The organism is Prevotella pectinovora (assembly GCF_041323955.1).
Taxonomy (GTDB): Bacteria; Bacteroidota; Bacteroidia; order Bacteroidales; family Bacteroidaceae; genus Prevotella; species Prevotella pectinovora.
Genome location: NZ_JBGLIV010000001.1, coordinates 637,224 through 650,667, shown reverse-complemented (window position 1 = coordinate 650,667; position 13,444 = coordinate 637,224). Strand labels below are relative to the sequence as shown.

The window sequence follows — 13,444 nt, the reverse complement described above, 5'->3', positions numbered from 1 at the left end:
CGGTTTGCATTATCTTTGTAGACAACTTTTCTGAACCTGATGGAGATATGAGCGGATTACGAAACATTGAGTCAGAACACGGCATGGCGGTGGCGAGATGGATAACGACCTTATGGATGCTGACCATCGTTTGTCATGCCTCGGCACAACGGAAGGGTATCGTAATAGATGCCTCAACGAAACAACCGCTGAGAAACGTGTTCGTGAAATGCGACAACGACAGTACCATAAAGACTCCATGGGACGGTATATTCCAACTGCCGGAGAAATTCCAGACTGTGGCATTCTATCATCCGAACTTCGAAAAGAGGGTGTTGAACCACAAGGAGTTGACCGACACGGTGTTTATGCTGCCATCGGCAAGGATGCTCAACGAAGTGGTGGTATACGGCAAGAGGGGAAAAATAAGAGATTTCACAAGAATGACGACAATCGACAAACAATTGCTTGGCATAAAGCCGACGAATGGTTTCGACATTCTCGGACTGCTGAAACTCATCACCAACCCTATACAGCGAAGCATAGAACACAAAAAGGAGGTGAAGAAACAGAAGCGCAAACAGATATTGGATAATTATTAACCCATATATAACAGGAAAAAAACATCATTGCATGAACAACCTATACCTGCCCGCTGAATGGGAAAGACAAAGGGCACTGCAACTGACGTGGCCTCATAAGGACACGGACTGGAACTATTGTCTCGACGAGATAAACAACACGTATGTGGAGATGGCGGATGCCATAACAAGATATGAACCGCTGATTATCGTGGCACCCGACACGAAGGAGGTAGAGAGGATGCTATGCGGCAGACTTTCTGAAGAGCAGATGAAAAGGGTGACGCTACACCAGTGTCCTACCAACGACACATGGGCAAGAGACCACGCCTTCATCTCGCTGAAGGAGAGGAATGCTGAAGACGGCCCTCTCACGCTGCTCGACTTCCGCTTCAACGGATGGGGCGAGAAATTCGAAGCGTCCCTCGACAATTCCATCAACCGCAGTCTGTATGAAAACGGCATCGTGGAAGGACGGTATGAAGACCACAACGACTTCGTGCTCGAAGGCGGATCGATAGAGAGCGACGGCAAGGGAACGGTGTTCACCACGAGCTGCTGTCTGCTTGCCCCCCACCGCAACCAACCTCTCTCGCGACAGGAAATAGAGAAGCGGCTGAAGGAGTCGCTACGTGCCGACCGCATAGTATGGATAGACTACGGACATCTAACAGGCGACGACACCGACGGACATATCGACACGCTGGTGCGCACTGCACCCGACGACACGCTGGTGTATGTGGGATGCGACGACAAGGAGGATGAGCAATACGACGAGCTGCACCGCATGGAAGAACAACTCGCCACGCTGCGCACCAACGACGGCAGACCATACCGTCTGCTGAAGCTGCCGATGCCGGAGGCGATGTATGAGGACGGTGAACGACTGCCTGCCACATACGCCAACTTCATCATCATAAACGATGCCGTGATTTATCCTACATACAACCAACCGGAGAACGACGAGGAGGCACGACGCGTCATAGCAGAGGCTTTCCCCTACAGGGAACTGATTGGCATAGACAGCAGCGTGGTGGTGAGACAGCATGGTTCGCTGCACTGCTGCTCAATGCAGTATTTCAAATAGACAGGGAAAGAGTCTTTGACGGGCGAAACCAAGTCATGTTATTCTGCTGACAGCAGCCCCCACCTAACCTCCCCCGTAGGGGAGGGACAGATAGTAATGACCGGTGAAGGCAGCTGATGAAAATGACAAGAAGAGTAACCTCAGAGGAAAACAGCAACGGAGTAACCTGCATCTCCCCTACGGGGGAGAACGAGAGGGGGCTGATAATTATTGCCAGGCAATGAATACCTATGACAGCAGCCCCCACCTGTCCTCCCCCGTAGGGGAGGGAATGGTTTGCATGTCTCTGAAAGTACTTGGATATGCAAAGTAACAAAATGGTTTGCATGCCTCTGAAAATCCCTGGATATACAAGGCAACAAAAAAGATAACTAAATACAAAATAACAATATGAGCCAACTAAGAATAGGAATTCTGCAGCAGAAGAAGACTGCAGACATCATTGAAAATATGAAAGCCATAGAGGAGAACGTGACAGACCTCGCCAGACGTGGCGCCGAACTGATCATCCTCTCTGAGCTGCACAACTCCCTGTATTTCTGTCAGGTGGAAGATGTGAACAACTTCGACCTCGCGGAGACAATACCCGGACCGTCTACCGACTTCTTCGGTGAACTGGCACGCCGCCTGGGAGTGGTGATGGTGATATCGCTCTTCGAAAAGAGAGCTGCAGGACTCTACCACAACACCGCCGTGGTGATAGAGAAAGACGGAACGATAGCGGGCAAATACCGCAAGATGCACATCCCTGACGATCCGGCATACTACGAGAAATTCTATTTCACTCCCGGCGACCTGGGATTCCATCCGATACAGACTTCAGTGGGAAAACTCGGAGTGCTCGTATGCTGGGACCAGTGGTATCCTGAGGCAGCACGCCTGATGGCGCTCCAGGGAGCTGATCTGCTCATCTACCCTACCGCCATCGGATATGAAACAAGCGACACACCAGAGGAGCAACAGCGCCAGCGCACGGCGTGGACAACGGTGCAGCGAGGACATGCCGTGGCCAACGGACTGCCGGTAGTGACAGTAAACCGCGTTGGCTTTGAGCCAGACCCATCGGGACAGACAAAGGGAATACAGTTCTGGGGCAGTTCGTTCGTTGCCGGTCCACAGGGCGAACTCTTCTATCAGGCTTCTGACGACGATGAGGAGAGTCTCGTTCTCGACATCGACCTCGGCCACAGTGAGCAGGTACGCCGTTGGTGGCCATTCCTGCGCGACCGCCGCATTGATGAATATGGCGACATAACAAAGAGGTTTATTGATTAGACAAGTGGATTACAACCAAGCAGTCATAAAAAAATAAAGTAAACGTCCTAATGACCGATTTGGGTTAAATATATCGCATACCAACAAGACGGGCAGACAAGGATTCATTTCCTGTCTGCCCGTCATTTATTTTGCCATTATTCTAAACTGCCTTATTTCTTGCTAAGTCCTATTTTGCTGCCGAAGTTGCAGAACCAGAACACGTATACATAATAGATGAACATCATTGCCACAGCATAGCCAACGCCAAGTGCCGGGTTGTCAACGATCCATCCCATAAGCAACGGGAGAGTGGCGCCACCGACAACACCAAGGTTGATGATACCGGATGCCTTCTTCGTATGCGGACCGAGTTCCTGCAGACCGAGGTTGAACACCAACGGCCACATCACAGAATGGAAGAGTCCTGCGGCAAGCATTGCCCATACAGAAGCGATGCCGGTGAGGAAGAACGAAGCTGCCACACACAAGGCTCCGCAGCAAAGGCAAATGGAGAGGATACGACGCGGTTTGAACTTATTGAGAATAGCAGCTCCCACGAACCTGCCGACCATCATTCCGCCCCAATAATAAGGAAGGAAGTCTGTCGCTGTGCCATAGGCTGCCAATTCCGGATTGCTCTTGAAATAAGCAGGCAACATGGATGGCACTCCGAGCTCGATACCCAAATAGAAGAAAATGCCGAGCATACCGAACCAAACGTGAGCATAGCTGAACACGCTGCTCTTATACTCCTTGCGCTCACCGCCCTCCTCTTCTGCCTGCTGCTCCTCGTTGATGTTCGGCAACTTCATGAAGAAAAGCACGACACACAGGATAAGAGTGAAGATGCCGAGTCCGAGATATGGTCCGGGCACTGCATCGGGAGTCTTGGCCTTGCCGGCGATGATTACGTAGGTGATGAATACCGGTGCCACAGTAGTGGCAGCGGAGTTGAGGGCATTAGACAATGTCATGCGGAAAGCTCCCTTTTCCGGCGAACCGAGCACCATGACGTATGGATTTGCCACGAGCTGAAGCATCACGATACCGAGAGCCACGATGAACATGCTGCCGAGGAACACGGAATATATCACCGATGTCTCCATACCGAGCAGCGACGAAATGCCAAAGTAGTTGATTACGAATCCGATGCCCACAACGGCGAGTCCGAGCAGCAGGGTCTTCTTGTAGCCTATCTTGTTCATCATCATTCCAAGAGGAATAGAGAGAGCATAGGCTCCATAGAATGCTGTGTTTACCAACTGTCCCTGAGAGTCTTTCAGTCCGAAAGCCTCTTTGCAGAACTCAATCATCGAATTGTTCATTGTTGTGATGAAGCCGATAAGAAACATCACGGCAAACATCACGATAAGCGCAAACGTATAGTTAGGCGCCTGCTTCTTTTGAATATTGTCCATAAGTTAGTAATATGTTTATATATTTATGTTTGTTGAGTACAAATTGACGAGTTGGCAAGCAAACGAGCTGACGAGCCACAGGTCAATAATAAATAGTCAATAGTTTATAACATGAACTGACGGGCTGACAAATTCATGAACCTCCGGGATTTCTCCTCTTCAATCCATAGATTTGTCAACCCGTCAACCGATATCTTTACGACAGTCTGTCCTCTGGCACACCGATCATTTCCTTCTTCACCACTGTGCGCTTGCGGATAGTACGCTTGCGCTTCGGCTTATCCTCCTCTGCCACAGTCTTCACTCCGGCAAGTTCCGGGTCTATCATGATACGTCCGCAGTATTCGCAAACGATAATCTTCTTGTGCATCTTGATGTCGAGCTGTCTCTGAGGCGGAATCTTGTTGAAGCAACCACCACAGGCGTCACGCTGCACGTAAACGATGCCGAGGCCGTTGCGGGCGTTCTTGCGGATACGCTTGAAGCTTGTGAGCAGACGTGGCTCCACCTTCATCTCCAGATCCTTGGCTTTGTCTCTGAGGCGTTCCTCTTCGGCACGTGTCTCCTCGATAATCTCGTCGAGCTCGTTCTTCTTCTCTTCGAGAGCCTGCTTGCGGTCGTCGATCTGCTCCTCAGCACGCTTCAGGTCGCTCTTGCGCTCCTCCACCTTGGTGGCAGCCTCACGGATCTTCTTGTTGCAAAGCTCTATCTCAAGTGTCTGGAACTCAATCTCCTTCTTCAGCGTGTCATACTCACGGTTGTTCTGCACGTCGTCGAGCTGTTCGTTGTATTTCTTCACGCTTATCTGTGCAGCGGCGATCTCGGCCTTCTTCTGGGTGACAGCCTGCTGGAAGTCTTCTATCTCGCCCTTGATCTTCTCCACACGGGTGGTAAGACCGGCAATCTCGTCCTCAAGGTCTTGCACCTCGAGAGGCAGCTCTCCTCTGAGGGCTCTTTTCTCGTCGATGGCCGACAATGTGGTCTGCAACTTGTAAAGAGTCTCCAACTTCTCTTCTACTGTCAAATCTGTAGGATCTTTTTTAGCCATATTGCTTTTACAAATAAATTATAGGATTGGTGTTCTGGCTTGTGACAACGCATCTCACTCCTTCACACTGCTCCTCGATTATTGATTTAAATATTTCGTATGTATATTGTTCGCTCTGATAGTGGCCGATTACGGCAATCTGTATTTCCTGCTCATGAGCGAAATAATCATGATAGTGCATCTCTCCCGTCACGAAGGCGTCGGCACCGGCGGCTATCGCTTCCGGCAGGAGGAACGACCCTGCTCCTCCGCAGATGGCTACCGTGCGGATAGGGCGTCGCAGCAGCTGGTTGCACTGCACGCACTCCACATCGAACTCCCGTTTGAGCATCATGATGAAATCGTCTGCCGCCATTGCACCTGGCAACTCTCCCATCACTCCGCTGCCGCATGTGATGCCATCCACCTGTTTCTCGGTGAAGAACTTCACACCGGTGAGCTGCATCTTCTCTGCCATCTTGAAGTTTACGCCACCCTGGGCATTGTCCATGTTGGTGTGCATGGAGAGGATCGTGATGTCATGCTTGATAGCCTTTGCCACTGCCCTCTGTACGTCGTCAGCCCCCACCACTCTTTTCAGCGGACGGAAGATGAGCGGATGGTGTGAGACAATGAGGTTGCACCCCTTTTCTACCGCCTCGTCAACGATGCTGCTCGTCACGTCAAGACACAATAATGCCCCTGAAACTTCCGCCTCTGTCAATCCAACCTGCAAGCCGGCATTATCAAAGCTCTCCTGCAAGGGCAGAGGCGCGAAACGCTCAAGGGCACGAACCACTTCTATTATTTTCACGCTTTACAGCCTTTAAAATGTTCATTCCGCTTTTACCTGTTGCACACCGCTGACATGCGGAATATACCTATTATAATATTTTAGAGTGCAAAATTAGCAAAACTATCTGATTTCTTGAAGAAATTACGCTATATATTAATATGTTTTAACCCAAATCAGCCAACAACAAGGTGAAAACAAGTAATTTCCACGGTTTTGATGACCAATTTGGGTTACAAAAACACTCTATGCAATGATGTATATCTGCTACCGCATCAGATTCCCCAATCTTCGGGACTTGCGGTTTTCTCCACTTTCTTCTCCACATCGTCGGGAAGCGACGGGAAGAAGTCGATGCCTGTGATGCGCTCCACTTCGTCTACGCTGTTCACATAGTCGCCTTTCGGACGGTTGCCATCCTCGTTCTTGTATATGAAACCGATTGCCTTCGGAGTGCCTTCCATACAGAGCACCACCTTGAAGAACGCTTCCGGCACCACGACCTTATTCTTGCCGATGGTCTTGTGCTTGCCTTTATATAGAACCGGACCGCACACCACGTACACTTTGCCGTATTGCTGTGCCCAACGGCGGCAGGCATTCTCCATCTCGTTCCAGTCGCCACGGTTCAGACTGGGATTCTGCGGACAGATATTGGTGAACAGAAACGACTCCCACATCGCCTCTTTGTCCCATTTGTTGTCGCCTGCCGGACACATGTGTCCGCGGTCGTAGCCAGAACTGTAGTAGTCCCAGTCTGTGGCTCTCGGTTCTGCCACGTCTTCGTCTTCATGAAATGCCTTGCGCGGACGCTTCACACCGCCTTCCAGCCTGCTGGCGTCGAGACGCCATGCCACCCAGTTGGGGAGTTTCGTGTCTGCGTTATACGACACGGCATACCCTCTTCGAGTGAGTATCTGCTCTTTCACTCCCTTCAGCGGAGCCGGTATCTCCAACCCGTCCGGGTCAGCAGCCGCAATAGCTACAGTCGACGCCCCCGCTTTATCCTGCGCCACACCGCTCTTCGTGGCAACGTCAATCAACCCCTTGACAATGTCTTTCGAACCGCCGTTGGCGGTGCATCCGAAGAAGACGGCAAGTACTGTGAGCAGAAGTATCTGCTTCCTGAATAGTTTTCTCATTTCGAATTATATCTTTAACTGTATTATTTAACCCAAAACGGTCATTAGGCCGTTTATTGTATTTTATATTTACTGCTTGCAGTCTTTTGTTTTTTATAAGGCGTCTTTTGCTTGTTTTTAATTCGTAATAGCTCGCTATTACTCATTAAAAGCCAAACAAAATCCACTCTTCTAAAAGAACAAAATCCAGGCAAGCCCTAATGACCTCTAAGTTTGCAGAAGATTGCGACGAAGTCGCATAAACTCCAAAATAATCAAGGTAAAACTATGATTGCTAAAGACAGTTTCGTACCTTTGTTGTAAAAAGGTAGAATCGGTCTGTCGAAGAGGTAAACCAGCTAATGACCCAGCCGTAAAGCTATAAATCGTTTAGGTCCTCATCGACATAGTTGCAAAGACCAGATAGAAAGTTATCGGCTCTGAGCCTTGTTAGAGTGTTAGTCCATACAACTATTGACCAATTCTACACAATATAACTCGTACAAAGTTATGAAGAATTTATTTATCGGAGTTGATTTTTCGAAAGAAAAAGTTGATGTGGCTATCCTTTTTGCAGACGGACTGGCAGAAACCGCTGCTAGAGTGTTCAACGAGTTCAAGACAACCGTGTCTGGCTATAGGCAGTTGGTCAAGTGGGTTGAGCAGAATTCCTGCGGTATCGACTCGTCCTTGTGGCTCTTCTGTGGCGAGAACACGGGCGACTACAGCAAGGGACTGTGCAACTTCCTCTACGGTAAAGGCTACGACATGTGGCTTGAGAACGCAAAGAGCATCAAAGACGCATCTGGTCTTAGACGATTGAAGTCTGACCGTGCTGACGCCTCGATGATTGCAGAATACGCCATGAGGAATTACGATAAAGCCGTTATGTACGAGCCTCTTAGCGAGTCGCTTACACAACTGCGTGAGCTGTTCCTATACCGTCAGATGATCGTAAGACACAGATGCAGTTTCCAGGTGCGTAGAGGCGAAAAGCGACTCACTATGGAGAAGTCGCCAGTCAAGACAATGATTTCGCAGAGCGGACGGCACATCGTCTCTGAACTCAATAAGGAGATAGAGAAGATAGATAAGCGCATTGCCGATCTCATCAAGTCGGACGAGGAACTCACCGAGGTGTTCACCATCGTGACCTCGGTGCCTGGCATAGGAACGCAGAACGCTGTGTGCCTGATGGTGTACACCGACAACTTCCGGCGTTTCAACTACGACTCACGCAAGATTGCCTGCTATTACGGCCTAGCTCCATTTGGCAAAGATTCGGGAACCAGTGTGCATTCCGATCCGCATGTACATTATATGGCTAACCGCCAGATAAAGGCCATGCTGACGCAAGCGGCACTAGCTGCCGTCAACTTCAATCCCATTATGGCGAGGTACTACATGCGCCTCGTAGAACGAGGAAAGAAGAAGCAGGTTGCACTGAACAATGTCAAGAACAAACTTGTACATTTGGTCACAGCCATGGTCAGAAATCGCCAAACATTCACCCCTGAATATAAAATCTCAGCATAAATTGAAAATAATGGTCAAAACATTTGGATATTAACATAGAAAGCGATTTGGGTTTAAGTTGCTTTAATGTCTGGTCAAAGGCCATTCTCCCATGGCATAGCCACACCATTTTCACAGGATGAAGGAAAAACATCCATCATTCTATTCGTTTGCAACTGCGAAGGTAATGATAATAATCGGAAAATCGTCATACACCAATGACGGAAGTGCAAAAAAAGCAGAATTGTCACACTCTGTAAACCATAAAAAAGATGATCCCCCAGCAAGCTCTCTATGCCAAGGGACCATCCAAAGAAATTGGTCTTGATTTGTTTACTACCTATTGAAAATTAACCTTTTTACCAATCTTCTGATGATTATCACATCATCAACACTAAACTAAACCTATTCTATATCTTTGTCGCCGACCGCATTAATGCCTTCCTTGCATTATCATCGTTGCGGATAGCTGTGTTACCATCTTGAAAAAGACTCACTGGCGGTCGTTTTTTTCTGCATCAAATTGGATTGAGAATAAAAGCGATATGGCTTACATCATATAGAATATGATTGCCAATGAGTCTTTTCTGAGCGTCGCGTCTTCTCAGATTGCCGCTCCCAATATCTACAATATTTATTTCCGCTTGCAAAGTTATCGTAAGAGCCCGCCAAGCAGTATAAAATTTGTTTCATATAATAATAAAAATCGTTCACGGTATCAAAAATAGCGCAAAATGGACATTTTATAACTATAAAAAGTAATTATCCGAAGCCTTTTTATGATGAAATATTCAGAAATATAGTTTTTCACTTATAAAACATCACGACACAATTACTATCAATAACCGATGCAAATATAGAGCGAAATGAGACAATCTACAGCGTTTTGTGACAGTGCAATACAAAACATCACAATAAGAAGACTACATTAAACAAGACGCGATAAGACAAGGATCAGGACGGAGCGCCAGCATTAAATCATCTGCCGCTCCTTATATCGCTCGGCTGCATGCCATACTCGTCCTTGAAACATTTGGTGAAGTATGACGGTGAGGAGAACCCCACCTCGTATGCTATTTCGGCTATACCCTTGTCGGTATGCTCCAGCTGCGACTTCGCTCTCTGCAGACGCGATTTGCGCAGCAGGTCTACTACGGAGATGCCCATTACTGCCTTCACCTTGCGATAGAGCTGCACTCTGCTGAGTCCCATTTCTCTGCCGATAGCCTCAACGCCAAACTCGCTGTAGCCCATATTATGCTGTATGATGAGACGCAGACGTTCCACAAACTCCTGGTCGGAGCTTGACATGCCTACAGGGTCTTCCGTCACATCCTGCATGCCCGTGATTGAATCCTTGAGCTTCCGGCGGCTGCTCAGCAGGTTTTCTATTCGCGTTCTCAGAAGTTTCGAACTGAATGGTTTCGTGATATACGAGTCGGCACCGTTCTCATAGCCTTCTATCTTCTGTTCGTCGAGAGCCTTTGCCGAAACGATGATTACGGGTGTCTGACTGGTGGCGGAGTTTCGTTTCAGCTCCGCACAGAGTTCCAGTCCATCGATTCCCGGCATCATGACATCGCTGATGACGAGGTCTGGATGGAATGTCCTCGCCATCTTTAGAGCCTCGTTGCCGTCGGCAGCCTCTATGATGACATAGTCGTCTGACAGTAGCGCCTTCATATAATCTCTTATCTCCTTGTTGTCGTCGGCGATGAGCAGCGTCGGTTTGTTGTCGCCGCCTATCACTTTCTGCACCAGACTGTGTTTCACGCCAGCATCTTCATCTGCCGGCATTGCCGTATAATTATTGCCGGCGCCGGCGTCTTCGTCATCGACCGTGTAACAACAACTCTCCACAGCCATGTCTTCCAACTGCTCGCCACCGTGTTCTCTCGGTATCACCACAATGAAATTGGAGCCCTGTCCCTCATGACTGCTCACCATCACTTGGCCTCCGTGCAGTTCGGCGTATGCCTTCACGATGGCGAGTCCTATGCCTGTGCCTCCCTCCGTGCCTTCGGTCTGGAAGAATCGCTCAAACACTTTTTCGCGGTCTTCCTCCGGTATTCCCTTGCCGGTATCGCTCACGCTGATAAGCACCTTATTGTCGGGCATGTCGCGCAGCGTCACCATAACGGTTCCTCCGGCAGGAGTGAACTTCACGGCATTGCTTACGAGATTGAAGACGATGCGGTTTATCTTTTCCTCATCGCCAACAAAGTCGCTGTCGGTATATTTGTCTGTGTTTATCTCAAGGTTCACGTTTTTCTTCTCCACCGTAGGATAAAAGTCGCTCACCCATTGTCTCACCTTTTCTGCCAGACTGAAATTGCGGAGATGCAGTTTCACGCTGCCGTTCTGTATCTTCCTGAAGTCCATGATGTCGTCAACGAGCTGCCGCAGGGCATTGGCATTGCGGCGCACGATGACAAGGAGGTTTCTGCCGTGTTTACTCAGTTTTTCGTCTTTGAAGAGTTGCTCCACGGGGTCTACGATGAGCGTGAGCGGAGTGCGCAGCTCATGGCTCACGTTGGTGAAGAACTTGAGACGCGATTGTGTGAGCGCTATCACTTCGGTATTGAGCTTGTTCAGTTCTTCGTTGCGTTTGGTGAGCTGCTGCGCGAGCTTGCCTTTTGCCATACTGCTCCTCCGCATCATCACTACGGCTAAAATGAGGAGCACAAGTAATACTCCCAGCAGACTGATAAACAGTTCCTGTCCGCTGTTGTATCTCTGGTATTTGTCCACCTGGTTGTGCAACTGTTCGAGCATATTTCTCTGCTGCTCGGCGTTCAGGTCGGTCATCAGTGTCAGTTCGGCATTGTTTTTCGTGATGATGGTGGTAGAGAGGCTGTTGCTGCGGTTGAAGTCCTTGCCTGTGAGTATCTTCATTGCGAGGTCTATCACTTCCTTTCCTCCTGTCGGGTTAAGATACGATGCGTCAAGAATGCCATCATTCACCATTTCCACTCCGCCACCTTTGCCGAGCAGTCCGTCAACACCAACGAATTTCGCCTTTCCTGCAAGATTGTGTCGGCTCATGGTGAGGAATGCCGCATAAGCCATACGGTCGTTATGGGCATAGACATAGTCGAAATCGGTGGTCTTAGCCAATATCTTCTCCATAGCCCTTTCGGCTCCACTTTGCTCCCAATCGGCTCCCTCGCTCGCCACGACTTCCACTCCGGGATATTTTTTCATGGCATCCATGAATCCCTCGTGCCTACCCTTGGCTGGCGACGAATTTTCGAGACCGCGTATCTCCACCACCCTACCGCTGCCGTTGAGCTGGTTGGCGATGTATGTACCGAGGTCGAAACCGATGCGATAGTTGTCGCAACCGATAAAGGCGGTGTATTTGTTGGAGTTCGTCGTTCTGTCAAAGAATATCACGGGAATGCCTTTGTCGTAGGCGCGTTCAATGGCTTTGGTCACGCCGTCGAGCTGGTTGGGACACACCACAAGGAGGTCGATGCCTTCGTCCACCAGACTGTCTATCTGTGCTGCCTGCTGTGCGTTGTTGTCTTTGGCCGACTTGATGTCTACTTCCACGGAATCGTTGATATAACTCATGAAGCGGAACTCACTGTTCTGCTTTTGGCGCCAGCTGTCGTCGGAGCATTGGGAGATGCCGATTCTATATTTATGTGTTTTTTCGGAACAGCAAACCAGAGACATTGCCGCCACTGATGCCAGCATTACTGCCGCCACCATAGTGGATAACTTCCGACCAAAGTTTGTTTTATTCTGAATCATAATATCAAAAATACTTTTACGCATCAAGTTACATCTCTATATTAATTATATACCTATTATATATAGCACAGGAAGTCTGTCATTGGATTTCCGTCTGCGTCTTATTACAAAGCTCTGCGCTTATCGCCCTGACAGAACAAAAGCATGTTTCGACCCGTCAATCCGGTTTACCGAAAAAGTCCCCTTAACAGCACATGGGGATATCCCATTGCGCCCATCACAATGTAATTGCATTTTCCGATTCATGACAGTCGTCACAACGACCTCCTCTTATGCTTCGTAGATAATTGTAGATATCCTTATACTTTCAATACATTCACTCTGCAAATATACGACATTCTTTTCACATTAAGTCCATTTGCCGATAAAATTTCTTCTTTTCAGACAGACCACAGGCCGGCCACAAGGCTACTGAAAATCCTTCATGCGGATGAGTGTCATTGCTTTAAGCCAAAACGGCCTAATGAACGTTTTGGGGGTATTGGGGCATGGCAGAAATTTCTGTGCCTGCATCTCTTGTAATAGCAATCTATTTTCTGCATTTATGACTTGCAGTTCTAAGATGCCGTATTCATTGGTATAGATAACGACCGGACTGCAAAGATATTGCTCTGTCATGTCTTTTTGTTCATTCCGGCATAATGCTTTGAAATAACAAGACTTATTGTTGTCCGGTATAATTCTTCACGAAATGGGCAAGCACCGTGCCCAAGTGGGGCAAGCACGTTGCCCATGTTGGGCAAGCACGTTGCCCCAAGTGGGCACGGATACTGCCCGGAATGTGCCCAAAACATTCACAGAACGAAACCGCAGGAAAGGAATGCAATGGCTACATGGTCTGATGATACTTCCATGATACTTCTATGATACTTCTTTGTAAGGATAACGGAAAAGTATCATTCACGCA

9 protein-coding genes are annotated in these 13,444 nt (G+C 48.6%); 4 read left to right on the top strand and 5 right to left on the bottom strand.

Annotated features, from left to right (window positions below):
- Positions 1-47: 47 nt before the first annotated feature.
- The 3 genes from ACDC99_RS02520 to ACDC99_RS02510 all read left to right on the top strand — a co-directional run bounded on the left by ACDC99_RS02520 (position 48) and on the right by ACDC99_RS02510 (position 2,922).
- Positions 48-581 carry a peptidase associated/transthyretin-like domain-containing protein gene (locus ACDC99_RS02520; protein WP_370755709.1) on the top strand — a complete coding sequence of 178 codons (534 nt, stop codon included), beginning with the start codon at positions 48-50 and terminating at the stop codon, positions 579-581.
- A 31-nt stretch (positions 582-612) separates the two neighbouring features.
- On the top strand, positions 613-1,647 hold the full coding sequence (locus tag ACDC99_RS02515; RefSeq protein WP_042518729.1) for an agmatine deiminase family protein: 1,035 nt from the start codon (positions 613-615) through the stop codon (positions 1,645-1,647).
- A 390-nt stretch (positions 1,648-2,037) separates the two neighbouring features.
- Positions 2,038-2,922: a carbon-nitrogen hydrolase gene (locus ACDC99_RS02510; RefSeq protein ID WP_022317661.1), complete on the top strand. Its 885-nt coding sequence runs from the start codon at positions 2,038-2,040 to the stop codon at positions 2,920-2,922.
- Positions 2,923-3,074: 152 nt separating this feature from the next.
- On the opposite strand, the gene gluP is transcribed toward ACDC99_RS02510, so the two are convergent.
- The 4 genes from gluP to ACDC99_RS02490 all read right to left on the bottom strand — a co-directional run bounded on the left by gluP (position 3,075) and on the right by ACDC99_RS02490 (position 7,284).
- Positions 3,075-4,322: a glucose/galactose MFS transporter gene (gluP, locus tag ACDC99_RS02505; RefSeq protein ID WP_022317660.1), complete on the bottom strand. Its 1,248-nt coding sequence runs from the start codon at positions 4,320-4,322 to the stop codon at positions 3,075-3,077.
- Between the two features lie 196 nt (positions 4,323-4,518).
- Positions 4,519-5,370: a zinc ribbon domain-containing protein gene (locus tag ACDC99_RS02500; protein ID WP_044064767.1), complete on the bottom strand. Its 852-nt coding sequence runs from the start codon at positions 5,368-5,370 to the stop codon at positions 4,519-4,521.
- A 7-nt stretch (positions 5,371-5,377) separates the two neighbouring features.
- Positions 5,378-6,163: a Nif3-like dinuclear metal center hexameric protein gene (locus tag ACDC99_RS02495; RefSeq protein ID WP_022317658.1), complete on the bottom strand. Its 786-nt coding sequence runs from the start codon at positions 6,161-6,163 to the stop codon at positions 5,378-5,380.
- Between the two features lie 254 nt (positions 6,164-6,417).
- Positions 6,418-7,284, bottom strand: coding sequence for a DNA/RNA non-specific endonuclease (locus tag ACDC99_RS02490; RefSeq protein WP_370755706.1), 867 nt, complete (start codon positions 7,282-7,284; stop codon positions 6,418-6,420).
- A 489-nt stretch (positions 7,285-7,773) separates the two neighbouring features.
- Between ACDC99_RS02490 and ACDC99_RS02485 the strand changes: the two genes are divergently transcribed.
- The gene (locus tag ACDC99_RS02485; protein WP_042517114.1) at positions 7,774-8,799 is read left to right on the top strand and encodes an IS110 family RNA-guided transposase; all 1,026 of its coding nucleotides are present in this window, start codon (positions 7,774-7,776) and stop codon (positions 8,797-8,799) included.
- 957 nt (positions 8,800-9,756) lie between these two features.
- On the opposite strand, the gene ACDC99_RS02480 is transcribed toward ACDC99_RS02485, so the two are convergent.
- A complete protein-coding gene (locus ACDC99_RS02480) occupies positions 9,757-12,495 on the bottom strand; it encodes a substrate-binding domain-containing protein (protein ID WP_370755705.1) in 2,739 nt (912 codons plus the stop codon).
- Between the last annotated feature and the right edge of the window lie 949 nt (positions 12,496-13,444).